The organism is Methylobacterium sp. J-092 (assembly GCF_022829325.1).
GTDB lineage: Bacteria > Pseudomonadota > Alphaproteobacteria > Rhizobiales > Beijerinckiaceae > Methylobacterium.
Genome location: NZ_JAKSXU010000200.1, coordinates 68,603 through 92,869, shown reverse-complemented (window position 1 = coordinate 92,869; position 24,267 = coordinate 68,603). Strand labels below are relative to the sequence as shown.

Sequence of the window (24,267 nt, the reverse complement as noted above, 5' to 3'; positions counted from 1 at the left end):
TCGGGCGGCGGTTTGCTTTTCGGGCCCGAAGCGTCTCGACGCAGGGCATCGATCCGAACGATCGCCTCCGACCGGGGCACGGCTCCGGCGGAAATCGTTCGAAGCCGGAGGGATGGCCTGTCCGGCGTTGCAATCGCGCCGCGACGCCGAAGACGGACCTCGATCCGGCGGCGTCGAGTTCGAGGGGCTACCAGGGCACGACCTCCCCGGTATGGTCGAGGAAGACGCAGCCGGATCCCCCGAGGCGACCTTCCAGGACGGCCACCATGCCCCGCGCGCTGGTCTCGACGTCGAGAGTCGCCCGCCGGCCGCCGAGATCCGTGCGGACCCAGCCCGGATGCATCAGCACGACGCCCCAATCGGCCTTGGCGTGCTGCCCGGCGAAGGAGCGGGCCAGGGTGTTGAGCGCCGCCTTGCTCGCCCGGTAGCTGCTCCAGCCGCCGCCGCGGTTCAGCGACACCGAGCCGAGCTTCGACGTCATCAGGACGACGAGACCGCCCGGTGCGACGCGCTTGTGGAAGGCCTCCGCGAAACGGATCGGGCTGAGGGCGTTCGTCTCGAACACCGCCGTCGCGACCGCGCGCGGCATCGCCGCGGCCGGCGTGCCGGCCTGCGTCGCGACGCCCGCGACCACGAAGACGAGATCGAAGGCCGGAGCCTCCGCCAGCCGCGTGCGCAGGGCGGTCACCGCCGCATCGTCGTCGATGTCCACGCCCGTCTCGATCCGCAGCGTGCCGGCGCTCGCGAGCTCGGACAGGGCGGCCGACGGCCGGCGCACGGTGGCCGTCACCGCCCAGCCGCGCTCGAGGAACCGGGCGACGAGACCGAGGCCGAGCCCGCGGGAGGCGCCGACGATCAGCGCGCGGCGCGCACTCATCGCGCGCCTGCCCGGGCGCCCCGGAAGGACGTCGCCGGGCACGGCGAAGCGGGGCTTGGCCCGTCGCTTGCGCGGGCACCGGGACGGGCGGGGCGGGACAGGGGCATCGCCTCAAGATAGCCCCCGCGGGCGGCCCGTCGAGAAACCGGTTTGTCGCGTGCGATCCGGAGCGGATGGCGCCGGCCCGCGTTGACCCCACGACCCCGCCCTTCAGGACAGCCACGATGCATGCGACACGACTCGCGGAGACCGAGGCGACTCTCGCCCAGACCGATCGGGTGTGGCGAACCGAGGTGAGCCGCCTCTACGGTCCCGAGGGCGTCCTCCGTTTCGGCTACGGCCCGGAAGGGCGCGGCGCCGACGGCTCGCCCGTCCGGCGTGCCTACGAGGCGCGGCGTGCCGCGGTGGCGTCCTGGCGCCACGAGCGGCGGCCGCCGGGCTAGGTCCGGCAGCCCGGCCATGTCGCCTGCGATGGCCTCGATCCTCGGCCTGTGGTCGGCCTACTGGGCGGCGATGTTCGCCCAGATCGCCCACCTGCGTTCCCTCGACGACGGCGTCGGCGCGATAACGTGCGGCCGGGTCGCGCGAAGCCTCCTTGTCGTCGGCGTCGCGTTCTTCCTGGTCGCGAAGGGCGGCTAGAACGTGCGCTGCTCCGGTCGAAAGGACGGCGTCAGGCGTCGTCTTCCGGGGCGAAGACCTCGCCGACCTCCGCCAGGCGGACGTTGGCCGCGTCGGTCGGGAGATGCAGCAGCCCGCGGTACTCCGCGAGCAGGCGACGCATCTCCCGGTCGGCGGCAGGGGCGTCGGCCGGCACCGGCGAGGTCGTATCGCAGCGGTCGACGAGCTCCGCCGTCCTCCGGTCGACGGCAGCCCGATCGGATGGGCTCAGCCCGGCGAGCCCGTCGAACCCGAGATCGCGGGCGACGAGGGCCGCGATCTCCTCCCGCTTCGTGTCCAGGTCCGACATCGCCGCCTCCCCGAGCCTGCTTCCAGCTCTCCGTCGCCGCATTCCGCGTCCGGAGCGACAACCGTGCCGCCGGCGGTCGCCCGCGCGGCCCGCTAGGTGAAACGCTGCGCCGAGATCGGGTCGCTGGCGGGGAAGGTCTCCTCGAGCCCTTCGTCGAGCAGCCGCTCCCGGCGCTGCGCCGGGCCGTCCACCCCGTTGCGTCCGGCCGGGATCGAGGCCGTCGCCGGGTTTACGCCCCGGCTCGCGCCGCCGGTCGCGCCGCGGCGGCCACCGGCTCGACCGAGGAAGCCCGCCTGCCACAGAAGGTAGCCGAGGCCGACCGCCAGGGTGCAGACGATGACCCGGAGGTCGAACTCGCTCCGCGGTGCCGGTGCCGGACGGTCGCGGCCCTGCAGCATCCAGCGCTTGGCTTGAACGAACGTCTGGCCCGCATCGCGGACCTCGCCCTCGGACAGCAACGCCCGCGCTGCCGGGATCAACTCGTGCTTGTGGCGGTGAAGGTACTGGTCGACGAGGAAGGTCGCGTCCTCGAAGGCATCCAGCCACCCCTCGGAGCCCGTCCGACGCTGTCGCGCCAGGTCCGCGAGCTGGCTCATGAACGCCCGGTGCTGCTCGTCCAGCGCATCGACCAGCGTCCGCGTCTGCGCGCGCCGGCCGAGGGGGGCGTAGAGGCTGACGGAGACCGCCTCGGCATGCGCTTCGAGGCGATCGATGAGCTCGCCGAGAAGGCGCTCGCGGCTCCGCACGGCACCCGGCCCCTGCGATGCCTTCGGCGCATCGTGGATGAGTTGCTCGATGTTCGCGTGGTCGCGCCCGATGAGCTGCCAGACATCCATGATGGTACTCCTTACCGTTGTCCCTGCTAACCGCCCCGTCCACCAGCCGTTCCTCCATCCGCCCGCGCGCGGGGCGCAGCGTGCGCAACGAATCGCCGGGGCGGGCCGCGTGAATGAACCGCCGCTGCACTGCCGCATTGGGGGAGGCAGGAGCACCCCATGCCGATCGACGACACGCACGAGCCTCAGACCGTCAACCTCTCGACGCCGGACGCGGCCGCCTACTGGGCGCGCAAGCTCCAGGTGCCGGTGGAGACGCTGGGGGCGGCTGTGGAGGCCGTCGGCCACGACGCCGAGAAGGTCGCGGCGCATCTCGGCCTTCCCTGGCCGTACGAGGCCAGCGGCATCGTCTGACGCGACGCTTCGCCGGCCCACCGGGCCGGTGGGCGATCGAGCACCGTTCCGACCGTGCCCGTCGGGACACGCCGCGCGACGACGTGGGCCGGGCGGCGCAACCCGGACGCATTCCGCAACGTTCTGGCACCGGACCCGGGTCAACCGGGTGCCTCAGGAGAAGACGATGTTGGTACGTTTTGGAGTCGGCTTTGCGCTCGCGACGTTTGCGGCGACCGCAGCGATCGCCGCTCCGGTGTCGCAGGAAGACAAGGCCGCGATGCAGCTGCTCTGCGCCGGCGACTTCGCGACCTTCTGCACCGGCCTGCCGCTCGAGGACGGCCCCGAGACGCGCGCCTGCTTCAACAGGAACATGTCGAAGCTCTCGCCCGGGTGCCGCAATGCGATCGAGGCCTACAAGAAGAAGGGTTGAGGCCCGCCCCACCGGCGCCCCGAGCCGCGTCGCGCGGGCGGTTCCCGCCCGGCGGTAGGCATGGAGCTCCGCGAGGCGGGATCCGGCTCTCGTCGCTCGGCCTTCCGGCGGCAAGCGTGCGCCGATCCGGACCGCACCCCGAGGCCGCGCTCACCCCAGGGTGATCGCGCCGTCGCTCCGGTCGATCGTTGCGACGCGCGGGCCGCGAATGTCCGGATCACGCTGTTCCCAGGCCGACAGGGCGGCGTTGACGGCCTCGACGATCGCGCCCGGGGAGCCGCCGATCTGCAGGCGGATCGCCTCGACCAGCCGGGTGACGATCGTCTGCTCCTCCAAAGGGTGAGCCGGCATGGTCGCCTGGCGGCAGTAAGCCGCGTAGACGTTCTCCGCGATGGCGCGGGCCGCGCGGTCGGGATCGGGCGTTTCGCTCATTCCAGAAAAGCCTTTCGCGTCGGGGTGCTCGGAAGACGCTGTTTCGCGCGTCGCCCGCTTCGTTGGGTGCAGCTTCGGCAGGCCCGCGGTCACGGGGACGGCTCCTGCAAGGGCTTGCCCTTGTCGACCACGTAGACCGACAGGACCTTGATCGTCCTGTCGCCGACCACCGTGTAGCCCGCGTGCGGCACGCCGCGCGGGTTGATCCCGCGCTCGCCGGCCGGCCGTTGCTTCGGTTCCTTGCCGGACACCTGCACCGTGCCGCCCTCGATCACGTAGAACGACTCCTCGCCGTGGTGGACGTGGCGGGGCGAGGTCGCACCCGGCGGAAACTCCACCAGCTGCATGATGATCTCGCGCGTGTCGTCGCCGGAGACCGGCGCGCGGCCGAGCTCGGTCCGCATGATCTCGTGCACCACCGTCTCCTGCGCCATCGCCGAGCCCCCGAAACCGAATCCACCGGCCGTGCAGGCCAGCGCGAGCCCGCCGCTTGCGTACCATCGCGTCATCGTCTCGCTCCGTTCCTACGGTGCCACCGCATCCCCATCGAAGCCGTGGGCGTCGAAGATCCGGCGCACGAGGCCCGACCGCTTCGCCTCCGCAAGCCACGCCGTCACCGAGGCGAGCGCCGCCGGCCGGCCCTTCGGCACCGCGACGGCGACCTGCGTCCGCTGGAAGCCGCCGGTGACTATCCGCGAGCCGGGTACCTGCGCCACGATCGGCTGCAGCGTGTCTCGCGACAGGGCGAAGGCGTCGGCCGCTCCGGTTCGCATCCGCTCGATCGCCTCGGCCACGGAAGGGACGGCCACCGGCCGGGTCCGCGTCAGCGTGCGGGCCGAGGCGCGGATCGTCGTGGTCCCGTCGATCGCCACCACCTTGAGATCCGGCCGGTCGACCTGCGCGACGTCGACGATGCCCGACGCGCCGGTCACCAGGTAGGTGCTCTCGAGGTCGTAGTAGCCCGGCCCGAAATCGAGCACCTGCCGGCGCGCCGCATCGACGGGCATGAAGCTCACGTCGATCGTCTCGGCCTGGAGGGCCGCTGCCGCAGCGCCCGAGTTCGGGAAGAGGAGCACGGCCAGCGGCAGGCCTACCTGTCGCGCAAGGTCTGCGCCGAGATCCGCGGTGACGCCCTCGGGCGTCCCGTCCGGCGAGCGGGCGACGAAGACGAGGCCGGCGGACGGCGTCTCGACGAGGCCGACCCGGAGCGTGCCGGTCGGCGCCAGCGCGGCCTTCGCGGCGGTCTCCTGCGCAAGCCCGGGAAGCGTCATGGCGGCGAGGATGGCGAGCGCGGCCGGCAATCCCTGGGCGGGCGGCATGGGTGGCGTTCCCGGAGTGGTTTCTTGCCATCCGCTGTACACCGTCGTCGAAGCGGGTCCCATGCGGGCGGAGCGGGAACCGCCGACGAACGTTGCGCCATGACACGCGGTCGGAGCGAGCCCATGGAAGTCAGCGATCTGAAGAACCCGCCCTTCGTGGTGCTCACCTACCGGGACGGGCACGTCGTCGTCGAGGAGGATGCCGCCACCGAGGTGGCTGCCCGCCTGCGCTTCGCATCGGCGGTCGACCTGTGCGAGACGCGGGACGATGCGCATGCCCACCGGGTCGAGCTGCGATCGGGCGAGGCCGTGATCGACACTTGGCCTAATCCGGAGCGTCCCTAGGGCGACCGGCGCTCGCCGACGCAGGAACCCCGGATCGCGCGAGCGTCCCGGGGTTCCTGCGTCGTGCGCCGATCGAGAGGGCCGGTCGCTCAGCGGTGGTGACGCCGGTGATGGCGCCGCATCATCCGCATCCCGCCCATGCGGGGGCGCATCATCCCGCCGGTGCGCGCGCCGGCGTGCATTCCGCCCATGCGACCGTTGCCGGTCGCCGCCGCGTTGCGATCGAGGCCATCGCCCGGTGACGCCATGCCGGCGGTGTTGGCTCCGAGCAGGAGGCCGAGCGCCACCGTTGCGCCGAGGATGAGCTTGTTCATTCTGTAGAGCCTTACACGGCGCTGCGCCGTGACGTCAGAACAGGGATCGGCAGTCCTGGTTCCAGAGATAGGATCGTCGCACGTCGGGATCGCTCGGTTTCTGCAATATTACATCCGATACCCACGCGTTTCGTTCGAACGGCACTTGACGAGATAGGCGAGCCCGCAGAGCCATAGCTTTTCCGGAAAAGGAGTGCCGCCTTGGAAGATCAGCTCGAATATCAGCCCAATACCCCCGTCGGTCTCACGGCCGACATCGTCGCGGCCTATGTCTCTGGCAATCATGTCCAGGTGGCCGAGCTGCCGACGCTGATCGCCAACGTGCACGCGATGCTGTCCGAACTTCGCAACGGCAAGCCGGCCGAGCCCGCGGGCCCGGAGAAGCCGACGGCGGCTCAGATCCGCAAGTCGGTCACGCCGGACGCGCTGGTCTCCTTCCTCGACGGCAAGCCCTACAAGACGCTGAAGCGCCATCTGAACGGGAACGGCCTGTCGTTCGAGGAGTACAGGACCCGCTACGGCCTGCCGGCGGACTACCCGTCGACCTCGGCGAACTACTCCGCCACGCGCTCGGCGTTGGCGCGCTCGCTCGGCCTCGGTCAGCAGCGGCGGAAGCAGCCCGCGGCCGCCGCAGCGGTCGAGGCGACCGCCGAGGCTCCGAAGGCGCGCGGACGCAAGCCCAAAGCCGCCGAGTCGACCAAGACCGTAGAGGCGTCCCAGGCCGAAGGAGCGCCGACGCCGGCTCCGAAGACGCGTGGCCGCAAAGGCAACGCCAAGACGGTCGCCGAGCCGGCCTGACGCCGTTCGACGCCCCGTCCCGTGAGTGGATCGGGACGGGGCCGGATCGCCCGGCGAGAGCGTGCTACTCCGCCTTGCGGTGCCCGCGCCCGTGCTGCGCCTTGCCGGCGCCGGCCGCGGCTGCAGCCTCCTTCTCGGCCTTCCCGACCGTCGCCGAGCTGGTGGCGGCGTCGCTCGTCGCACCGGCCGGCGCGTTCGAGGCCGCGGATTTCGGCTGCCCCTTGCCCTCCGTCGGCGCCTCCGCCTTGCCGCCTTCGAGAACCTCGGGGTGGCCGGCCCCCGCCTCGGCGCTTCCGGCCCGCTGCACCTCGGCCGCCCGCTCGGCCTGCGCGCTCGTCGTCTCGTGCTGCTGACCGTCGCCGGACCGACCCTTGGCTGGGTTCGACATCATCACATCCTCTCTCGTGGTCACGCGGCAACCGCCCGCATCGATCACGGTTCGGGCGCCGCCGCCGCGTGCGACGAAACGCCGAGCCGCGTCGTCCGCTCTGGACATCGGCCGCCGGCCCAGGGGGACGAGCGCGTGCAGGCTGCGACCGTCGCGAGGACGGGCGAGCGGATGGTCCGCACTGGGACCAAGTGGCTGCGGACGAGAGAAGGAGCCGATCGGATCAGCGTTGCGGCATGCGCCTGATCGAGCCGACGTTCTCGGGGGAGAGGTCCGCCTCGAAGGCGCCGTGATGGTGGACGGCGACCTGCCTCGGCTCGGCCGGGCGCATCTTCTCGGACGACGCATCGCCCTCCGGACGATCCGGCGTGACCGATCCGAGCCGGAAGGAGGGCCGATCCTGCAGGTTCCAGGCCTTGGCCGGCTTCTGGTCTCCGCAGCCCTCGCACACGGAGACCAGCCACGATTGCCACAGGCCGTTGGTCTTCTCCTGCACCGATTCCGCTCGCTCGCGATGGGCCGAAGCGAGAGAGAAGGTATCGAGGTCGCCCTGCTTGCTGGGTTCGGGCAACTTGCGAAGCCGCTCGAGCTTCGTATTCCAGGTTTCGCCCCCGGCCCTGGGGGGAACGTTCGTCGTCACCGTGTCGAGCGTGCTGCGATCCGGCTCGCACCCGATACAGATGTTCCGGATCATGCCGGCCCCGACGTCGCCGGGTGATCTCGATCGGTCCGATACCGAGCCCGCATCACGGCTCGGCGGTTTGGTCTGCCCGACGGCGGTCGTGGTCACCGCCTTCTCGTTGGCGGGCGGGATCGCACCGGTCCTGATGTCGCCGGTCTGAGCGGTCGCCGTCGCCGCGGGAAGGATACACAGCATAAGGGTGGATAGGGTCATGCGCGTTGCTGTCATGGCTGCCTCCATGACAAGTCAATCTTCTGCGCTGTCGCTGGTTCGAGACCGTTCGGCAGCGAAAAACAGAAACTATTTCTTCCGTTCCGATCGGCTTTCGAGAATGTCCACGAACGGCTTCGAGATCACGTGCCGGCCCGCCGCATCGTAGATCTCGACCGTCCAGGCCGACCAATCGCGCCGCGCGCTGCCGAGCATCAGGTCGATCGCGACCCGCTCGGCGTGGAGGCGCATGAGCGCCCAGGTCGGCAGCCGCCTGCCCTGGAGATCGGCCACGAGGTCGAAGCCGTTCGTGCAGTGGAAACGGTAAAGCGGTGTCGGCATTGGCCTTCTACCCCGCCCTCCACAGCATCTCACCGTTCCGTGGCCCACCGTGCTCGCCATGGTTGAACCGTCGGCCCGCTTGCTATTTGTTCCTTGTATGTTCTTGGACAACTCGGAGCCGCGATGCACCCCCAGCCCCACCAACCGCCTGTGGAGATCCGGCTCACCGAGGCGGAGACGATCGCGCTGGCCTACCGGAGGGCCGCCCGCGGCGATGCTTGGATCGCGCTGGTGCAGGTGGTCGAGGACGCGCTCGCAGACCTGGCCGAGGCCGAGCGCCGGTCGCTGCGGCGGGACCGGCTCGTCTCGCGTGGCTACGTCCGCGGGCAGCTCTGACGGAGCGCGGCCACGGCCATCGCGGGCGCCGGATCATCAGGCGGCCGTGGGCGGGCCGGACGGCACGTCTCGGCCGTGCGGGCTTTCCTTCGCCCCGCGATGAGGCCGACGGCGATCCCTTCTCCCGCCCGCTGGCGATCGATCGGCGGCTTTCTCGGGAGCACGGTCGGCGTACGCGAGCCGACACCCGCGCACCGTGCGGCGCGGCCGAGGGTCGCTCTGCGCCGGGCGATCGGAACGGCCGTTTCGACCCGGGGTTTGCTCCCCATGTCCCGAGGCTGCGGCGCAGGCTTCGCGCCGGCCGACCGATTGGAGCACCCATGTCGAACAAGCACCCGAAGACCGATACGCCGACCGATGCCGATCTGAAGGGCAATCCGGGGATCGGCCAGTCCCGAGGCCTGACGGGTCACGACATCGAGGACATCGAGGCGGACTCGACGGTGGAGGGCGACACGGCCAACGAGACGAAGCTCGACGGCGGGATCGATCCGAACCACCAGGGCCGGACCAACAAGTAAGGGTCTTGCGTTCGCGGGGCGCAACACGTGCGCCCCGCCCCTGACCGCCCGCGCATCCGCGCCGATTTCCCGGCCGGCGGCAGGGGCGATGGCACGACCGGCATGGGCCGATCCGCGCCCGATCCGCGAGCGGGGGCGCACCGGTCCATGACCACGCTGCCGAGAGCGATCCGTCGCCTCCGCCGCGGCCCAAGCCGGCACCCAAGCCGACCGGGAACGAGACGGTCCCGACAAGGTAATGTTCGAGTGCGTCGATCGGGCAGGGGAGCTTGGCTCGCCCGCGTGCCGCCCATGCGAGAAAGCGCGCCCGGGGGACAACGCCCTACCGGTCGATCTCAGTGCTCATCGGAGGCGTGGATTGATGGTGCTGCGAGGGGGGATCGAACCCACGACCTCCTCATTACCAATGAGGTGCTCTACCACTGAGCTACCGCAGCAACGGCGATCCGGGGCCCGCGAGGGGGCGTCTCCGTCCGACCGAGAGGGGCTTTAAGGGATCGACGGCGGCTTGGCAATCGCGCTTGGCGGTCCCGAGGGCGCAATCGACCGGGTGGATCACGTTTTGGGGCGGCCGTCGCGCTTCAGCGCCGCGCGGATGATCGCGGCCAAGCCCGGCTCGGTCACCGCCTCGGCGGCGTCCGCGGGGGTGAACCAGCGCTGCTCGCGCTGGTGCTGCTCCGGCCAGGTCTTGCGGTGCTTGCGCACCTCGAGCGGAAACACCTTCACCTGGCACAGCACCGCGTCACGGTTCTTCAGGCGCTTCTGGTAGAGGTAGAAGCCGAGCGGCCGCTTGCCGATCTGGCCGATCACGCCGGCCTCCTCGTAGGCCTCGCGGGCCGCCGCCTCGAAGGGCTTGCGCCCCTTCATCGGCCACCCCTTCGGGATCACCCAGCGCCGGCTCTCGCGGGAGGTGACGAGGAGCACGCTGTAGCTGCCGTCGGGCTCGCGCCGGAACGGCAGCGCGCCGACCTGCGGCCGCGCCTCGCGCTCGTCGTCGAGCGGCATCGTCGTCATGCGCGTCGGCGCCATGCGGGCGCTCCGATGCGGTTCCAGCGCTCCAAGGCGTGCGGCCCGATCGCGGAGGGAACGATGCGGTGTGCTGGGCCGGAACGGAACTGGAACAGTGGTGGGGCCTCTCGGAGGAAAAGTTATCCGGCAAATAATCAATCGGACCTGCCCTGGGAAGCGGGCGTACCGCCGATTGCAGCCGTCTTCACCACCAAAGGTTGGTCGTTTCGTGGGTCAAACGCACCGGAGCGCAGAACGGTGCCGCGCGTCGGAGCCTACCACAGGATGTATCTTGCCGTGGCGATATGGCCGTTCGATGAAGCCCGACGCCATGCCCATGTCGCACCCGCCGGCCGCCCGGCGGGGCCGGGCGGCGCGGGAACGATCAGCCGAAGCGACGGGCCTTGGCCTCGGCGTCCTCGCGTGCCGTTGCGGGCGAACCGGTTGCAGGCGGACCGGCGGGACGCGGCTGCGGCAGCACCACGGGGCTCGCAGCGCCGGCCGGCATCGGCCCGGGTTCGGCGACGGCAGGCTTGTCGGCCTCGGCCGGCGCCCGCGCAACGCTCGCCGGCGTGATGCCGGCCGAGATGGTGGTCGTCGGCTTGGGCCCGGCGGCGGGAGCGGGCGCCATCGTGCTCGCGGCCGCAGGCGCGGCGGCGTGGGGCGCCGCGAGGGCGACCGTGTCGGTGTCCGGCGCCGGCGTCTCGAACGGCTCCTGGCCGGCGAGCAGGTTCGGCGGCGCCTGCCAGACGAAGGCGTCGATGCGGCCGGAGACCGGCGAGATCGGCTCCCAGGTCGGCGAGGCGACGCCGTCGGCGATCCAGACGGGATCGCGCGGGGCATGCGCGGCGCGGGCGAGCCATTCGCGGGCGCGGCCCGAGCCGGCGCCGTGCTCGGTCTCCTCGATCCGCGCCATCATCAGGCAGGTGCGCACGCTCGGGCCGTCGTCGAGCAGGGGCCGGATCGCCTCGCGGGCCTTCTCGAAGTCGCGGGCGTCGAACGCGGCCTGCGCCAGGGCGAGGCGCGCCTCGGGGGCCCAGGACGAGAGCTTGGCCAGCGTCTCGGCCCGCGCCAGGCGGTCCCGCACGGAATCGCCGGTGCGCAGGTTGAGGTAGACCTTGGCGAGGTCCGGGTGCGGATTGGCCTTCCACGCGGCCTCGACGATCTTGGCCGCCTTCTTCAGATCGCCGCGGCGGGCGAGCAGGCGCCCGGCGATGCTGGCGGCGGGAACGAGATCGGGCGCGAGCTTGACCGCCTGGAGCGCGCGCTCGGTCGCCGCCTCCGGCTCGCCGGCCTCGCGCACCTGCGCCATCGCGGTGAGCAGGACGGCACGCTGGCGCCGCGCCTCAGCCTTGTCGATCAGCCCGAGGGAGCCGCGGCGCTCGACGATCTCGAGCGCGCCGCCCCAGTCGCCGTCGGCGCATTGCGCCTCCAGCACGGCGTCGTTCGCCCAGGTGACGCTGGGGGCGAGGCGCGCGGCCTCCGCCGCGTAGGCGCGGGCGGAGACGTCGTCCTCGCGGCGGCGCGCTTCGACGAACAGGCCGCGCAGGCCGAGCACCCGCGTCTCGGGGTCGTCGACCATGCGCTGGAACGCGCTCTCGGCCGCCTGCCGATCGCCGGAGATCTGCGCCGCCTGAGCCTTGAGCAGCAGGGTCAGCGGTTCCGCGCCGAGCAGGCGCTCGGCGTCGCCCGCATGGCGGCGGGCGGCGAGGGGATCGCCCGACCCGACCGCGACCATGCCGCGCGACAGGGCGGTGAAGCCCTTGGCCCGGCGGCGCTCGCGCGAGCCGTTCACCAGGGTGTCCGGCAGGGTGATGATGCCGCGGACCACGGCCCAGACGAGGCCGAGCGCGATCGCCGCGATGCCGACGCCGATGAGGGCGATGGCGAGGCTCGTGGCCACCTCGTAGCCGTTCCACACGATGGTGACCGACCCGGGTCGGTCGGCGATCCACACCGCCCCGAAGGCGGCGACGGCAAGCAGGGCCAGGAAGGCGAGAGCGCGCCACATGAGGTCGGGTACTCCTGTCAGCCGCGAGGACGGCGTCGCGTCGCGACGAGGATGTGGGCGGGGGCGATGGCCGCCCCCGCAGGATGGCGTGTCTCTGCGATCACCTCTGGGGGGCGATCACGGCTTGGGGGTCGGCGCGGTCGTCGGCAGGCCCTTGAACGCGTCGGAGAGCAGCGCCTGGGCCGCCTGGGCCGCCTGGGCCCGCGCCTTCAGCGTCGCGCCGAAATCGCCGGCCTGCGCCTTCAGATCCTGCGGCATCGCCTCGTAGGCCTGCGACGCCTCGATCAACGCGCCGCGGTCTAGGGCCGCCTGCACCTTCGCCGTCGGATCGCTGGCGGCAGCCTCCTCGGCGGCCGGCGGCGCATCGACCTTGCGGACCTGCACGATCGAGTCCGCGATGCTGAGGAAGCGGCTCTTGAGGTCGCCGTTGGCGGCGACCTCCTTGGCGGCGGCGGCCTTGCGCGCGGCGGCGACCTTGTCGGCGATCGGGCGGAACGCGGCGGCGAGCTGATCCGCGGTCGGCGCGCCCTTGTCGGCGAACGGCGCCAGGGCGTCGACGCGGCTGGCGTCGCCGGTCTCGAGCTTGCGCAGGGTCGCCAGCGGCTCGGCATAGGGGACGCCGGCCTCCAGCGCGGCGGCGATCCGGTCGGCGGTGACGACCTTCAACGCGGCCTGGACGGTGCTGGCCTCGGCCCGAAGCGCCACCGCCTTGTCGAGGGTTGCGATCTTGTCGGCCTGATCCTGCAGGCGCCGGTCGAGGGCCTTGGTCGCCGACTCGGCCGTGCTCCTGCCGGCCTCCGCCGCCTCGCGGCTCGCCTGCGTCGCCGTCTGCACCGCCTCGGTCGCGGCCTTCACCCGCTCGTCGAGGGTCTTCTGCAGGGCATCGAGGCGCTGGCCTAGGGCCTGGTCGGCCTCGGCATTCGCCTTGGTGCGCGCCTCCACCTCGCCCTGGAGCGTGGCGAGCTTCGGCGCGAGGTCGACGGCCGGGGCGCGCGCCGCCTTGTCGGGCGCCTTGTCCTCGAGCGCCTTCACGCGCCCGTCGAGGGCGGCGATCTGCTTGGGGTCGCCGCCGGCCTGGGCCACCCCGAGGCGGGAATCGCCAGCCTGGTCGCGGCCCGGCTCCTCCTGCAGGGCGGAGACGCGCTGGTCCAGGCTGTCGAGCCGGGCGGCGATGTCGGCCGGAAGAGCGGCCTGGGCGGCCGCCGCCGGGGTCGTGCCCTGGCCCTCGGCGGACGCGGCCGTTGCGCCGGAGGCACGGTCCAGCGCCTGCCTGGCCGCGGCCTCCGCCGCCTTCACCGCGTCGGGCAGCGGCTTCAGCGTCGCCTCGTTGGCGGCGACGCGCTTGTCGAGGGCGGCGACCGCGTCGCGCGGGCTCAACGATGCCATGCGCTGGTCGAAGCCGGTGAGCTGGCCGGAGATGCGCTGGTCGAGGGCGTTCAGGCGGGCGTCGTCGCCGGCATTGCCGAGGATGCCGGCGCGCTCCACCGCGAAGAGCAGGCCGGCGCCGATCACGCCGCCGAGAAGGCCGGCGGTCGCCACCGAGCCGAAGCCCGGCCCGCGGGCGGCAGGCGCCTCGGCCGGGCCGACCCGCGGCGGGGCGCTGCCGGAGCCCGCCGGCTTGGCGCCGGCCTTGGCGTCGGACGCTGCCTTGCCGTCGGAAGCAGGCTTGATGTCGGAAGCAGGCTTGGGACCGGACGCCGCCATGCCGGCCGCGACGCCCGCGGCTCCCGCCGCGGCGGCCTTGGCGTCGCCGCGGACGTCGCCCTTGTTCGCCCCGGCGTCCTCGACGCGCTTGGCCTTGAGGTCGATGATCGGTCTATCGGTGAGGGCGCCGGAGGGCCGCGGCCCGCCCGCCGTGGCGCCGCCGGCGGATTTCGGCGGCTCGGCGGCGGTACCGGCCCCGGACCGGCCGAACTCGGGCTTCGCCGGGTCCGGCTTGCCCGGCTCGGCTTTCCCCACCTCCTTCGCCGCGGACGGGCCGCCCGGCGCGCCGGCGATCCCGGGCTTGGCCGCCTCTGTCGCGGGCTTGCTCGGGAACGCTGCAGAGGCGGCGCCCGCCCCGCCGGCAGGCCTGGCGTCAAGCTTCGCCGGATCGGCGGGGGGCTGGGCCGGGCGGCCGGGCTCGGCCTTCGTCGGCCCGGCGGTGATCGGAGGATCGGCGCGGCCGGCCTCCGGCTTCGGCGCCTGGGCCGAGGACGACGGAACGGCGGGCTTGGCCGTATCGGGCTTGATGGTATCGGGCTTGGCCGTATCAGACTTGGCCGTATCGGGCTTGCCGGTCTCGGATTTGGCCGGCTCCGACTTGACGTGGACGCCCGGCGGCAGGGTCTCGGGCGGACGGCCCTGCGGCGTCGACACCGTTCCGGGCTTGCCGCCCTGGGTCTGGGGGGCGGTCGAGCTTGGGGCACCGTTCTTCGCGGCACCCGGAGCCTGGGAGCCGGAATTCGGACGGTCGGCGTCGTTGGATGGTGGCTTCACGGCCGTTGTCTCTCCCGTCTCGACGTCCCGGGCGCGGCGGCTGTGCCGCGCGCCCCGATCCTAACGTTCCTCACGACCCGCGCCGGTGCGGGCGGCGCCTACCTATCACCGCCGCTTCCGCCCGGGCGAGACCCGATCTGACGGCGGCGCGGCGATGTCAGGACAGGCCCGCGAGGAGGTCGTCCTCGCGCGGTCGCATAGCGACGAAATGGGCCGCGACCCCGGCTTGGTCCAGGGCTGCGGCCACGTCGTCCGACAGGCAGTAATGCCTCAACGCGCGGAAAGCTCCGCCGTGTCCGGCCGCTTCCGACAATCGATGCGCCACGCGCGCGCTGCGGCGGGAATAGTGCAGGGCGGCGTCGAGGCCTCCGGGGACAGCGGCGAAGGCCGCGAAGACCGGGTCCGGCAGGTGCGCCACGGCCTCGGCCGCGTAGGCGACGTGCGTCGCGATCCGGTAGCCGGCGGCCGTCAGCCGGGCGGCGGGTTCCGCCTTGCGCTCCGCGCCGGCCACGTGGAGCAGGGATGCCCCCGGCGCGACGGATCCCTGCACGATCGCTGCGAGCGCGGCGGCGTCGCCCGTCCCGGCCGTCACCGCGCCGAGCCGCGCTTCGGCGAGCGCCGCCGTCCGCGGGCCGACGGCGAAGACCGGGATTCCGCGCAGGGTGGCCGCCTCGGTCGTCGCGAGCAGCGCGTCGAGGGCGTTCGCGCTGGTGAGGATCAGCCCGTCGAACGGGCCCGGCGGCAGGGCTGCGCCGGTGGGGCGCACCACCAGCACCGGCGCCACCAGGGGCAGGTGGCCGAGCGCCGCCAGGCGTTCGCCGGTGCGTGCGGCGCCGGGCTCCGGCCGCGCCACCCAGACCCGCACGGCCTCACCCCTCCAGGGTGAGGCGGATGCCGTGATCGGCGGTGGCGCCGGGCGCCAGCAGGCGCTGCGCATCGCGTTCGGCGAGCTCGCCCGAGAATCCGGCCCAGTCGGCATGCCCGGTCCAGGCTTCGAGCGACAGGAACGGCGCGGTCGGCTTCGTCCACACGGCGAGGTGCGGAAAATCCTCGACCGCCATCCGGATCGCCCGCCCGCCCGGCCCGGTGAAGCGCATCGTGCGGCTCAGCGCGTCGCGGAACACCAGCGCCTCGGTGAAGAGCGCCGGATCGAGGGGCAGGACGTTGCCCTCGAGGCGGATCGGGCGCTCCTCGCGCAGCAGCAGGCCGCCGGGACCGACCTCGGGGACGCTGGCGCGCTCGGCCCGCTCGAACGCGACCGCGTAGCCGCCGCCGGCCGCGCGCGTCCCGCCCGCGAACGGCCAGGGGAAGGCCGGGTGGAAGCCGAGCCCGTAGGGCAGGGCGGCCTCGCCCGGATTGTGGACCGCGATGGCGAAATCGAGCCCGGCGGGGCGCACCCGCGCGGTGATGTCGAGGCGGAAGCGGAAGGGATAGTGCGCCAGCGTCTCGGCCGTTTCGGTCAGGCGCAGGGTGACGGCCTCGTCCGTCCGCTCCACCACCGCGAAGGGCAGGTCGCGGGCGAAGCCGTGCTGCGCCATCGGATAGGTCCGGCCGTCGACCCGGACCATCCCGCCGGCGGAGGCGCCGACCACCGGGAAGAGCCAGGGCGCGTGCCGGTTCCAGTGCTCGGGATCGCCGCTCCAGAGGTATTCGGTGCCGCCCACCCGCCACGACACCGGCTCGGCGCCGGCGAGCGTCAGGGTCGCGGTGGTGCCGTCGGCGGCCTTCAGGTGGATCGGATCGGGCATGGGGCATCGGCTCCGGATCGGGGTGGGTTCGTCGGCGCCCGGCTCACGCGGCCGCCCCGACATGCTGCGTCACCGCGTGAAGCGGGCCCGACGCCACGAGGCGGCCGCCGTCGAGCACGTGGACCGTGTCGGCGGCTTCCAGGCTGGTGAGGCGGTGGGCGATCATGATCAGCGTGCGCTGGCCGGCGAGCGCGTCGAGCGCGGCCATCACCGCGCCCTCGGTCTCGCCGTCCAGCGCCGAGGTCGCCTCGTCGAACACGATCACGTCGGGGTCGTGGTAGAGCGCGCGGGCGATGCCGATGCGCTGGCGCTGGCCGCCGGAGAGGCGCGCGCCGCGCTCGCCGACGCGGGCGTCGTAGCCCTCGGGCAGGGCGGCGACGAAGTCGTGCGCGCCGGCGAGCCGCGCCGCCCGCTCCACCGCCGCGCGGTCGACCGGCTCGAGGCCCAGCGCGATGTTCTCGGCCACCGTCCCGTCCACGAGGAACACGTCCTGCGGGACGTAGCCGATCCGGTTCTGCCAGGCCGGCAGGGCCTGTGAATCCAAGGGCGTGCCGTCGACGGTGATGCGGCCGGCATCCGGCGTCAGGATGCCGAGCATCAGGCCGACCAGGGTCGACTTGCCCGAGCCGGTGCGCCCGACGAGGCCGACGGTGGTGTTGGCCCGGATCGTCAGGCTCACGTCCGCGAGCGCCGCCCGCCCGGGCGCGTAGGCGAAGCCGACCCGCTCCAGGCGGATCGCATCGCGGAACGGCAGCCGTGCGTCGGTCCGCGGCGAACTCTCGGCCTCGCCGTCGAGGTCGTCGACGATCACCCGCACCGCCGGCAGGTAGAAGCGCAGCAGAGCCAGCGAGTTGAAGATGTTCTGGAAGGCCGGCAGCATCCGGTATCCGGCGAAGGCGAACAGCCCGAGCAGCGGCAGGATGCCGGCGGTGTCGAGCCCCTGGGCAAGGGCGAACAGCACCACCACGATGACGCCGCCGAAGGCCAGGGCCTCGATGACGAAGCGCGGCATCTGCCCCGTCAGCAGGCTCTCGGCGGTGGCCTTGGCATAGGCGCGGGCGGGGGCGTCGAATTTGCTGGCGAAGGCGTCCGCCCGGCCGTAGAGCTTGAGTTCGGTGAGCGCGCCCAGGGTCTCCTGCACCACGCGGTAGCGCTGCGCGTTGTCGGCGACCGAGCGGGCGCCGAGCGAGGCGAGGCGCGCGCGCATCACCAGGTAGATGCCGACGTAGAGCCCGCCGAAGCCGCCGCCGAGGATCAGCGCCAGGCGCGGCGCGTAGACCAGCAGGAAGCCGATCACCGCGAGGGCCGAGATCGCGCGGGAAGCGACGACGGTGGCCGGCGTCAGCACGCCGACGACCAGGCGGTCGGTCTCCGAGAGCACGTTCTTGGCAAGCTCCGCGCTGTTGCCCTGGGTGAAGAACAGCTTTTCGCGGGCGAGGTAGCGGAACAGCAGCCGCCGGGCGAAGCCGTAGCCGGTGAGATGGGTGAACAAGAGCTGCGCGTAGGTCAGCGCGGCGTTGACCACCGCGGTCACGAGGATCGCGAGCAGCGCCGCCATCCCGGCCGCGATCAGGAAGCTGCGGTCGTCCGACAGCCCGAGCGTGTCGCGGATCTGCGCGAGGTAGGGCAGGCGGGTGGCGGCCGCGGGATCGCCGACCAGCGTCAGGAACGGGATCACCGAGGCGACGCCGACCACCTCGAGCAGCCCTGCGCCGGCCAGCCCCAGGGCGATCAGCGCGAGCCGGCGCCGGTCGCGGGTCCGCATCGCGCGCACGAGATCGATCAGCGTGCGCAACGGGGTGTCCTCGGGATCGGCGGAACGCACCTCTCCTTCTCCCCTTTGCGGGGAAGGGTACCCTGCGGAGCAGGGGGGCAGGGAAAGGCGCCCGGCGCGGTTCTCTCTGTGAAGCGCACGTTCATGTGGGCCGAGCGCATAGAGGCCCGGCGCCGGGCTGTCCACGCGGGCGGGCCGAAGCCCGCCCGCCCGCGATCAATCGACCTTCTTGAGCGAGCCGAGGTCGACGTCGCCGTTCTGGCTGGTGAAGGTCAGCGACTTGGATCCGCCGTCCTGCTGCGAGACGCCGCCGATCTTGTGGTCGCCGCTGTCGTAGGTCGTGGTCTTGCCGTCCTGCTCGATCAGCAGGCGGTGCTTCTCGGGGAAGAAGGCGTACTTCATCCCGTTCTGCGCCCCGCTGGTCGAGGGCTGGCCGAGGTCCTCCGGCCACCAGGGCTCCATGCCCTTCATCGGCTTCATGGGTTCCATGGGCTTCATCGGTTCCATCGGCTTCATCGGTTCCATCTGGGGCGGGCTCCTTGCGGGGGTCTCGCGTGCGGTCCGTCTCTCGCCAAGACGCGGCAGGGCGGGATCGGTTGCATCGCGCCGGGCCCGTCGAGGCGAGGATCGTGCCGCGCCGCCGGATCGGCGGCGCGGCCGACGACCTCAGAACACGCGCTTCTCGCGGATCTGACCGTCGAAGCCGACATGGAGCTGGCGCTCGCGCCCGTCCTGGCCCTTGGCGGCGACCTCGAGGTGGCGCGGGCCGCGGCCGGTGACGCGGACGTCCGAGTAGCCGGCCGCCTGCACCGAGGCGGTCAGCGCCGGCACGTCGGGGTTGGGCCCGAGCCCGACCTTGTCCTTCGCCCAGTCGAGGGTGCCGGGGGGCGGGCCGCCGGCCGGGCCGAGCAGCACGCGGTTGCCGTCGCCGTGGGTCAGCGCCGCCGCGTGCAGGAACCCGTTCTCGAAGCGCCCCTGCACGGTGACGGTCTCGCCCTTGGCGACGAGCTTGCCGTCTTCGCCCTGGCGCCCGGTCTCGACCTGCGCCCGCCCGGTGCCGTCCTGCAGCACGAACTTGTTGCCGAAGATCTCGGCGACCTCGCCCTTGGCGGCGATGCCGCCCGACGGCACCAGCGCCGAGATCGCCACCGGGGCGATCGGCGTGGTCGAGGGCGCGCCGTTCTGCGCCAGGGAGAGGCCGACGGCGCCGAGCGCCAGCGGCGCGGCGATCGCCCCGACGACGAGGGTGCGGCGGGGCAGGCGGCGTGCGGGTTTCGATGCGGCTCCCTCGGCGGCGGCCTGGCGAACCTCGGTGGCGGTGCCGTCGATGACCTGTTCGTTGCTCATGATGAAACGTGTCCTGTTCGGTTGGGCCCTTTCGGGTTGACGGCGTTCTAGGAGAGGCCCGCCAATCCACCCTGAACCGCGCGGTTCAGCCCCGGTTAAACCAGCCGGCCTAACCCCCGACGCCCGTTCCCCAAAGGTGCCGAGAACCATGAAAGTCCTGTTGGTCGAGGACGATGCCGCGCTCGGCGCCGAGATCGCGAAGGCCCTGCGCGCGGAAAGCTTCGCCCTCGACCACGCGCACGACGGCGAGGACGCGCAGCATCTCGGCGAGACCGAGGATTACGACGCGGTGGTGCTCGACCTCGGCCTGCCCAAGCGCGACGGCGTCTCCGTGCTGCAGGCGTGGCGCGCCGCGGGGCGCACGCTCCCGGTGCTGATCCTCACCGCCCGCGACGGCTGGAGCGACAAGGTCGCGGGCTTCAAGGCCGGCGCCGACGACTATCTCGTCAAGCCGTTCCGCACCGAGGAGCTGGTGATCCGCCTGCGGGCGCTGGTGCGCCGCGCCCAGGCCAGCGGCGCGAGCCGGCTCGTCTGCGGGCCGCTGAGCTTCGACCCCGGGCTGGGCGCCTTCGAGCGCGACGGCCTGCCCCTGAAGCTCACCGGGCTCGAATGGCGGGTGCTGTCCTGCCTGATGCTGCGCAAGGACGCGGTGGTGCCCCGCCTGCAACTGATCGAGCGGGTCTATGACGGCGACGCCGACGTCGACTCGAACTCGGTCGAGGTCATCATCACGCGCCTGCGCCGCAAGATCGCCCCGGCGCAGATCGAGGCGGTGCGCGGCCACGGCTGGCGCCTGCACGCGGACGCCGCGTGATGGCGCACGCATCCCGGCTGGAACGCGCACCGCGCACGGGCTCGCTGGCGCGCCGCCTGCTCGCCGCCGCCTTCGTCCTCGTCACCGTCGCGCTGGTCGTGGCGGGCATCGCGATCGGCTTCATCCTACACCGTTTTGTGCGGGGGCAGATCGACGGCCGGCTCGACGCGCAGATTGTGGCGATCCGCTCCGGGCTGGAGCAGGGCCCCGACGGTCCGCGCCTCGCCCGCGACTTCGACGCGCCGCCCTTCGACCGCGCGGGCTCGGGCTGGGCCTGGCAGGTGCGGCGCGGCGGGACGCGCCTGCGCTCCGCCTCGCTCGGCAGCGACGTGCTGCCCGTGCCGGCCGGCCCCCGTCCCGACGACGGGTCGGAGCGGCCGCAGCCCGCCGACGCGACCGATGCGAACGGACGCGGCCTGATCCTGCGCGTCCTGACGCTGCCGGCGGAGGACGGCGGCGCGGCGACCGTGATCGCCGCCTCCGCGCCCGCCGCGGCGTTGCGCGGGCCGCTGCGCGAGGCCCTGACCACGCTGGCGCTGGCGCTCGCGGTGCTCGGCCTCTGCCTGATCGGCGGGGTGCTGGCGCAGGTGCGCCTCGGCCTCGCGCCGCTGCAGCGCCTGCGCGCGGACCTCGCCGAGGTGCGTGCCGGGCGGCGCGAGCGGGTGCCGGTGGCGCAGCCGACGGAGATCCGGCCGCTGGTCGCCGAGCTCAACGCGCTGCTGGACCAGAACGCGGCCAACCTCGAGCGGGCCCGCACCCATGTCGCGAACCTCGCCCACGGCCTCAAGACGCCGCTCGCCACCCTGACCCTGGCGCTCGCCGACCCGGCCCGCGACGCCGACGGCACCTTGAGCGACCTCGTCGGCTCGATGGACCGGCAGGTCCGCCACCACCTGCGCCGGGCGCGCGCCGCGGCGCTGGAAGGCACGGCCCGCGGCCGGATCGACCTCGCGAGCCCTGTCGGGGACCTCGCCGCGACGCTGGGGCGGCTGCATGCGGCCAAGGGCGTGCGGATCCAGGCAAACCTCGCCGAGGGGTTGGCCGTGGGATGCGAGGCGCAGGACCTTGACGAGATGCTCGGGAACCTGATGGACAATGCCTGCCAGTGGTGCCGCGGCGAGGTCCGCGTCTCGGCGGCCCCGGCCGAGGGGGCGGTGGCGATTCGCGTCGAGGACGACGGGCCGGGCCTCGATCCGGCCGAGGCGGCGTCCGTCCTGCGCCGCGGGCAGCGGCTTGACGAGAGCGTGCCGGGCAACGGCTTCGGCCTGTCGATCACCCTGGAGCTGGCCGAGCTCTACGGCGGCGGCCTGACGCTCGACCGGTCCGGCCTCGGCGGCCTGCGGGCGACCCTCGTTCTGCCGGGCTAGAGCCGAACGCGGAAAGCCCTCGACGGCGCGAAGCCGGAGGGCTGATTCGGTCTGGATGGGGGGAGGAAACGTGGCGCGGGCGACGGGACTCGAACCCGCGACCTCCGGCGTGACAGGCCGGCACTCTAACCAACTGAGCTACGCCCGCACGGCGCATCCGCTCGAAGGCCCGGTGGGCCTCGGCGACGAGCGGGGGTTTATGTGGGGGGGCAGGGAGTGTCAAGCGCGAGCTTGCCATGCGGAGCGCGATTGTCCGCATGGCCCGATCCCGGTGCCGCCGGGCCGGCTCGGACCTCGCCGGGCCTGCGCCGATCTGCCGTGTTGGCGAAGGCCTGACACAGCGCCACCTGTCTGTCTCAAGCCGCGATTGTGCGACGCGCAAACGGCTTGTTTCACCGGGTCGGCTCGACTAAGCCTCGGCCCGCGCGCACTCTGGCATTGGAGCAATTCCATATCGCCGTTCGGTGAAATTCAGGGCGGCGCAGTCCAGCGCGTGAGAGGTGTCGCATGACCGGTCTCCTGGCGGATTACCTGCCGCTCATCGTGTTCCTCGGCGTATCGCTGTTCATCGCGGCGGCTCTCCTGGTGGCCCCGTTCCTGGTGGCCTATTCGAGCCCGGATCCGGAAAAGCTCTCGGCCTACGAGTGCGGCTTCAACGCCTTCGACGACGCCCGCATGAAGTTCGACGTGCGGTTCTACCTCGTCGCCATCCTGTTCATCATCTTCGACCTCGAAGTCGCCTTCCTGTTCCCCTGGGCCATCACGTTCGGGGATCTCGGCTGGTTCGGCATGTGGTCGATGATGGCCTTCCTCGGGGTCCTCACCGTCGGCTTCGTCTACGAGTGGCGCAAGGGCGCCCTCGAATGGGATTAGTCCGCGTCGTCGCCCCGCCCGTCCGCTCCTGAGGCATCCATGGCCTTCACTCCCGAACTGTCCCGCGCCCCGGCGATCGCGCCGCAGGCCAAGGGGCTCGTCGACCCGAACACCGGACGTCCGATCGGCGCGGACGACCCGACCTTTCTGACGATCAGCGCCGAGCTCGCCGACCGCGGGTTCCTGATCACCTCCACCGACGACCTGATCAACTGGGCCCGCACCGGCTCGCTGATGTGGATGACGTTCGGGCTGGCCTGCTGCGCCGTCGAGATGATGCAGATGTCGATGCCGCGCTACGATTGCGAGCGCTTCGGCTTCGCCCCGCGCGGTTCGCCCCGCCAGTCCGACGTGATGATCGTCGCCGGCACGCTGACCAACAAGATGGCCCCGGCGCTGCGCAAGGTCTACGACCAGATGCCGGAGCCGCGCTACGTGATCTCGATGGGGTCCTGCGCCAACGGCGGCGGCTACTACCACTATTCGTATTCGGTGGTGCGCGGCTGTGACCGGGTCGTGCCGGTGGACATCTACGTTCCGGGCTGCCCGCCGACGGCGGAAGCGCTGCTCTACGGCGTGCTGCTCCTGCAGAAGAAGATCCGCCGCACCGGCACGATCGAGCGCTGAGGTGACGCGATGACCAACGGCATCTCGATCCTCGCCCACACCCAGCCGGTCTCCGGCGACGTGGCGCTGCAGGCGCTGTCGGACCACGTCGCCGGGGCGCTCGGCCCGGCGGTGGTCGAGCGCACCATCGCGCTCGGCGAGCTGACGCTGATCGTCCAGGCCTCGGACATCGTCTTCGCGCTGACGTTCCTGCGCGACGACCCGGCCTGCGCCTTCCGGAACTTCATCGACATTTGCGGCGCCGACTATCCGAGCCGCGCCGAGCGCTTCGACGTGGTCTACCACCTGCTCAGCCTGCGCCACAATTGCCGCATCCGGGTCAAGGTGCGCACCGACGAGGTCACGCCGGTCCCTTCCGTGATCGAGGTGTTCCCGGCGGCCAACTGGTACGAGCGCGAGACCTACGACCTCTACGGCATCCTGTTCTCGGGCCACCCGGACCTGCGCCGGCTGCTCACCGATTACGGCTTCGAGGGCCACCCCCTGCGCAAGGACTTCCCGCTCACCGGCTTCGTCGAGGTCCGCTACGACCAGGACGAGGCGCGGGTGGTCTACGAGCCGGTGAAGCTGACCCAGGAATTCCGGAACTTCGACTTCCTGTCGCCGTGGGAGGGCACCGAATACGTGCTTCCCGGCGACGAGAAGAAGACGGCTTGAGCGCGAATAGCGAATAGGGAGTGGCGAATAGGGGGTGGGTCGTGGACCGTGCGACGATCAACTCCTATCGGGATCTGAAGGTTTGGCAGGACGCAATGACGCTGGCTGAAGCATGCTACGGTGAGACGCGGTCGTTCCCGCGTGAGGAGACATTCGGCCTGACGTCACAGATCCGTCGCGCTGCTGCATCCATCGCGGCCAACATCGCCGAAGGGCATGGCCGCGAGACCCCGGGGGCGTTCGTCCAGTTCCTGCGCGTGGCACAGGGTTCGCTGAAGGAACTCGAGACCCACGTGATACTCTCGAGCCGCGTCGGTCACATGAAGGCGCCATCCGCCGCCGGTCTGCTCGCGCGCTGCGACGACCTCGGCAAAATGGTGCGTGCGCTGATCCGCTCCCTTCAGAAATCGCCGGACGGCAGGTAGGGCCC

General features: G+C 72.3%; 33 protein-coding genes and 2 tRNA genes. 15 read left to right on the top strand and 20 right to left on the bottom strand.

Annotation, left to right across the window (positions count from 1 at the left end; translation table 11 throughout):
* Window positions 1-187 precede the first annotated feature (187 nt).
* The gene (locus tag MKK60_RS24545) at window positions 188-877 is read right to left on the bottom strand and encodes an SDR family NAD(P)-dependent oxidoreductase (RefSeq protein WP_243932633.1); all 690 of its coding nucleotides are present in this window, start codon (window positions 875-877) and stop codon (window positions 188-190) included.
* A 224-nt stretch (window positions 878-1,101) separates the two neighbouring features.
* Between MKK60_RS24545 and MKK60_RS24540 the strand changes: the two genes are divergently transcribed.
* Window positions 1,102-1,320: a hypothetical protein gene (locus MKK60_RS24540; RefSeq protein ID WP_147729005.1), complete on the top strand. Its 219-nt coding sequence runs from the start codon at window positions 1,102-1,104 to the stop codon at window positions 1,318-1,320.
* Window positions 1,321-1,336: 16 nt separating this feature from the next.
* A complete protein-coding gene (locus tag MKK60_RS24535) occupies window positions 1,337-1,516 on the top strand; it encodes a hypothetical protein (protein ID WP_147729004.1) in 180 nt (59 codons plus the stop codon).
* Window positions 1,517-1,547: 31 nt separating this feature from the next.
* Here the strand turns inward: MKK60_RS24535 and MKK60_RS24530 are convergent, their stop codons facing one another.
* A complete protein-coding gene (locus MKK60_RS24530; protein WP_243950806.1) occupies window positions 1,548-1,844 on the bottom strand; it encodes a hypothetical protein in 297 nt (98 codons plus the stop codon).
* 92 nt (window positions 1,845-1,936) lie between these two features.
* Window positions 1,937-2,680, bottom strand: coding sequence for a hemerythrin domain-containing protein (locus MKK60_RS24525; protein ID WP_147858966.1), 744 nt, complete (start codon window positions 2,678-2,680; stop codon window positions 1,937-1,939).
* 159 nt (window positions 2,681-2,839) lie between these two features.
* Between MKK60_RS24525 and MKK60_RS24520 the strand changes: the two genes are divergently transcribed.
* Together MKK60_RS24520 and MKK60_RS24515 are read left to right on the top strand one after the other, a co-directional pair.
* Window positions 2,840-3,034: a DUF3606 domain-containing protein gene (locus MKK60_RS24520; protein ID WP_147728722.1), complete on the top strand. Its 195-nt coding sequence runs from the start codon at window positions 2,840-2,842 to the stop codon at window positions 3,032-3,034.
* Window positions 3,035-3,182: 148 nt separating this feature from the next.
* Entirely contained in the window at window positions 3,183-3,446 is a 264-nt protein-coding gene (locus tag MKK60_RS24515) for a hypothetical protein (RefSeq protein ID WP_243934143.1), read from the top strand.
* 150 nt (window positions 3,447-3,596) lie between these two features.
* Here MKK60_RS24515 and MKK60_RS24510 read toward each other — a convergent pair whose 3' ends face one another.
* The 3 genes from MKK60_RS24510 to MKK60_RS24500 are packed head-to-tail and all read right to left on the bottom strand — an operon-like array spanning window position 3,597 to window position 5,197.
* The gene (locus tag MKK60_RS24510; protein ID WP_243988890.1) at window positions 3,597-3,971 is read right to left on the bottom strand and encodes a hypothetical protein; all 375 of its coding nucleotides are present in this window, start codon (window positions 3,969-3,971) and stop codon (window positions 3,597-3,599) included.
* Complete coding sequence (locus MKK60_RS24505; RefSeq protein ID WP_243988889.1) at window positions 3,968-4,387, bottom strand: cupin domain-containing protein; 420 nt, start codon at window positions 4,385-4,387, stop codon at window positions 3,968-3,970. The genes MKK60_RS24510 and MKK60_RS24505 overlap by 4 nt, the downstream gene beginning before the upstream one ends.
* A gap of 15 nt (window positions 4,388-4,402) precedes the next feature.
* Window positions 4,403-5,197 (bottom strand): transporter substrate-binding domain-containing protein, encoded by a 795-nt coding sequence (locus MKK60_RS24500; protein ID WP_243988888.1) that lies wholly within the window; start codon window positions 5,195-5,197, stop codon window positions 4,403-4,405.
* Between the two features lie 123 nt (window positions 5,198-5,320).
* On the opposite strand from MKK60_RS24500, the gene MKK60_RS24495 reads away from it, so the two are divergent.
* Entirely contained in the window at window positions 5,321-5,542 is a 222-nt protein-coding gene (locus MKK60_RS24495; protein ID WP_243988887.1) for a hypothetical protein, read from the top strand.
* An 89-nt stretch (window positions 5,543-5,631) separates the two neighbouring features.
* Here MKK60_RS24495 and MKK60_RS24490 read toward each other — a convergent pair whose 3' ends face one another.
* Window positions 5,632-5,856, bottom strand: a complete 225-nt coding sequence (locus MKK60_RS24490) for a hypothetical protein (protein ID WP_147728717.1) — start codon at window positions 5,854-5,856, stop codon at window positions 5,632-5,634.
* 201 nt (window positions 5,857-6,057) lie between these two features.
* Between MKK60_RS24490 and MKK60_RS24485 the strand changes: the two genes are divergently transcribed.
* The gene (locus tag MKK60_RS24485; protein ID WP_243988886.1) at window positions 6,058-6,654 is read left to right on the top strand and encodes a MucR family transcriptional regulator; all 597 of its coding nucleotides are present in this window, start codon (window positions 6,058-6,060) and stop codon (window positions 6,652-6,654) included.
* A gap of 64 nt (window positions 6,655-6,718) precedes the next feature.
* Here MKK60_RS24485 and MKK60_RS24480 read toward each other — a convergent pair whose 3' ends face one another.
* Both MKK60_RS24480 and MKK60_RS24475 read right to left on the bottom strand, forming a co-directional pair.
* Entirely contained in the window at window positions 6,719-7,045 is a 327-nt protein-coding gene (locus MKK60_RS24480) for a hypothetical protein (protein WP_243932627.1), read from the bottom strand.
* 220 nt (window positions 7,046-7,265) lie between these two features.
* Window positions 7,266-7,613: a hypothetical protein gene (locus tag MKK60_RS24475; RefSeq protein ID WP_243988885.1), complete on the bottom strand. Its 348-nt coding sequence runs from the start codon at window positions 7,611-7,613 to the stop codon at window positions 7,266-7,268.
* A 121-nt stretch (window positions 7,614-7,734) separates the two neighbouring features.
* Here MKK60_RS24475 and MKK60_RS24470 point away from each other — a divergent pair, with 121 nt between their 5' ends.
* Entirely contained in the window at window positions 7,735-7,884 is a 150-nt protein-coding gene (locus MKK60_RS24470; protein WP_243988884.1) for a hypothetical protein, read from the top strand.
* A 140-nt stretch (window positions 7,885-8,024) separates the two neighbouring features.
* Here MKK60_RS24470 and MKK60_RS24465 read toward each other — a convergent pair whose 3' ends face one another.
* A complete protein-coding gene (locus tag MKK60_RS24465; RefSeq protein ID WP_147729059.1) occupies window positions 8,025-8,276 on the bottom strand; it encodes a DUF6894 family protein in 252 nt (83 codons plus the stop codon).
* A gap of 123 nt (window positions 8,277-8,399) precedes the next feature.
* Here MKK60_RS24465 and MKK60_RS24460 point away from each other — a divergent pair, with 123 nt between their 5' ends.
* Together MKK60_RS24460 and MKK60_RS24455 are read left to right on the top strand one after the other, a co-directional pair.
* The gene (locus MKK60_RS24460; protein WP_147729058.1) at window positions 8,400-8,612 is read left to right on the top strand and encodes a hypothetical protein; all 213 of its coding nucleotides are present in this window, start codon (window positions 8,400-8,402) and stop codon (window positions 8,610-8,612) included.
* Window positions 8,613-8,932: 320 nt separating this feature from the next.
* Window positions 8,933-9,133 (top strand): hypothetical protein, encoded by a 201-nt coding sequence (locus tag MKK60_RS24455; protein WP_147729057.1) that lies wholly within the window; start codon window positions 8,933-8,935, stop codon window positions 9,131-9,133.
* Window positions 9,134-9,495: 362 nt separating this feature from the next.
* Here the strand turns inward: MKK60_RS24455 and MKK60_RS24450 are convergent.
* The 9 genes from MKK60_RS24450 to MKK60_RS24410 all read right to left on the bottom strand — a co-directional run bounded on the left by MKK60_RS24450 (window position 9,496) and on the right by MKK60_RS24410 (window position 19,499).
* Window positions 9,496-9,570: transfer RNA gene (locus MKK60_RS24450), tRNA-Thr, on the bottom strand.
* Between the two features lie 118 nt (window positions 9,571-9,688).
* Entirely contained in the window at window positions 9,689-10,147 is a 459-nt protein-coding gene (locus MKK60_RS24445; protein WP_147729062.1) for an NUDIX hydrolase, read from the bottom strand.
* A gap of 379 nt (window positions 10,148-10,526) precedes the next feature.
* On the bottom strand, window positions 10,527-12,152 hold the full coding sequence (locus tag MKK60_RS24440) for a heme biosynthesis protein HemY (RefSeq protein ID WP_243988883.1): 1,626 nt from the start codon (window positions 12,150-12,152) through the stop codon (window positions 10,527-10,529).
* 117 nt (window positions 12,153-12,269) lie between these two features.
* On the bottom strand, window positions 12,270-14,630 hold the full coding sequence (locus tag MKK60_RS24435) for a translation initiation factor 2 (protein WP_243988882.1): 2,361 nt from the start codon (window positions 14,628-14,630) through the stop codon (window positions 12,270-12,272).
* A gap of 157 nt (window positions 14,631-14,787) precedes the next feature.
* Window positions 14,788-15,495, bottom strand: a complete 708-nt coding sequence (locus tag MKK60_RS24430; protein WP_243988881.1) for a uroporphyrinogen-III synthase — start codon at window positions 15,493-15,495, stop codon at window positions 14,788-14,790.
* A 4-nt stretch (window positions 15,496-15,499) separates the two neighbouring features.
* Window positions 15,500-16,378 carry an aldose 1-epimerase family protein gene (locus tag MKK60_RS24425; protein ID WP_243988880.1) on the bottom strand — a complete coding sequence of 293 codons (879 nt, stop codon included), beginning with the start codon at window positions 16,376-16,378 and terminating at the stop codon, window positions 15,500-15,502.
* 43 nt (window positions 16,379-16,421) lie between these two features.
* Entirely contained in the window at window positions 16,422-18,173 is a 1,752-nt protein-coding gene (locus MKK60_RS24420) for an ABC transporter ATP-binding protein (RefSeq protein WP_243988910.1), read from the bottom strand.
* A 195-nt stretch (window positions 18,174-18,368) separates the two neighbouring features.
* A complete protein-coding gene (locus MKK60_RS24415) occupies window positions 18,369-18,641 on the bottom strand; it encodes a hypothetical protein (protein WP_313898894.1) in 273 nt (90 codons plus the stop codon).
* 177 nt (window positions 18,642-18,818) lie between these two features.
* On the bottom strand, window positions 18,819-19,499 hold the full coding sequence (locus MKK60_RS24410; protein WP_243988879.1) for a DNA-binding protein: 681 nt from the start codon (window positions 19,497-19,499) through the stop codon (window positions 18,819-18,821).
* Window positions 19,500-19,647: 148 nt separating this feature from the next.
* Here MKK60_RS24410 and MKK60_RS24405 point away from each other — a divergent pair, with 148 nt between their 5' ends.
* Both MKK60_RS24405 and MKK60_RS24400 read left to right on the top strand, forming a co-directional pair.
* Window positions 19,648-20,313, top strand: coding sequence for a response regulator transcription factor (locus MKK60_RS24405; protein WP_243988878.1), 666 nt, complete (start codon window positions 19,648-19,650; stop codon window positions 20,311-20,313).
* Window positions 20,313-21,680 carry a sensor histidine kinase gene (locus tag MKK60_RS24400; RefSeq protein WP_243932616.1) on the top strand — a complete coding sequence of 456 codons (1,368 nt, stop codon included), beginning with the start codon at window positions 20,313-20,315 and terminating at the stop codon, window positions 21,678-21,680. The genes MKK60_RS24405 and MKK60_RS24400 overlap by 1 nt, the downstream gene beginning before the upstream one ends.
* A gap of 71 nt (window positions 21,681-21,751) precedes the next feature.
* On the opposite strand, the gene MKK60_RS24395 is transcribed toward MKK60_RS24400, so the two are convergent.
* Window positions 21,752-21,828, bottom strand: a tRNA-Asp gene (locus tag MKK60_RS24395).
* Window positions 21,829-22,187: 359 nt separating this feature from the next.
* On the opposite strand from MKK60_RS24395, the gene MKK60_RS24390 reads away from it, so the two are divergent.
* The 4 genes from MKK60_RS24390 (at window position 22,188) to MKK60_RS24375 (ending at window position 24,262) form a co-directional block, all read left to right on the top strand.
* The gene (locus MKK60_RS24390; protein ID WP_147728471.1) at window positions 22,188-22,553 is read left to right on the top strand and encodes an NADH-quinone oxidoreductase subunit A; all 366 of its coding nucleotides are present in this window, start codon (window positions 22,188-22,190) and stop codon (window positions 22,551-22,553) included.
* Between the two features lie 39 nt (window positions 22,554-22,592).
* Complete coding sequence (locus MKK60_RS24385; protein WP_147728470.1) at window positions 22,593-23,180, top strand: NuoB/complex I 20 kDa subunit family protein; 588 nt, start codon at window positions 22,593-22,595, stop codon at window positions 23,178-23,180.
* A 9-nt stretch (window positions 23,181-23,189) separates the two neighbouring features.
* Window positions 23,190-23,837 carry an NADH-quinone oxidoreductase subunit C gene (locus MKK60_RS24380; RefSeq protein ID WP_243988877.1) on the top strand — a complete coding sequence of 216 codons (648 nt, stop codon included), beginning with the start codon at window positions 23,190-23,192 and terminating at the stop codon, window positions 23,835-23,837.
* A gap of 95 nt (window positions 23,838-23,932) precedes the next feature.
* Window positions 23,933-24,262, top strand: coding sequence for a four helix bundle protein (locus tag MKK60_RS24375; RefSeq protein WP_147858865.1), 330 nt, complete (start codon window positions 23,933-23,935; stop codon window positions 24,260-24,262).
* Window positions 24,263-24,267 lie beyond the last annotated feature (5 nt).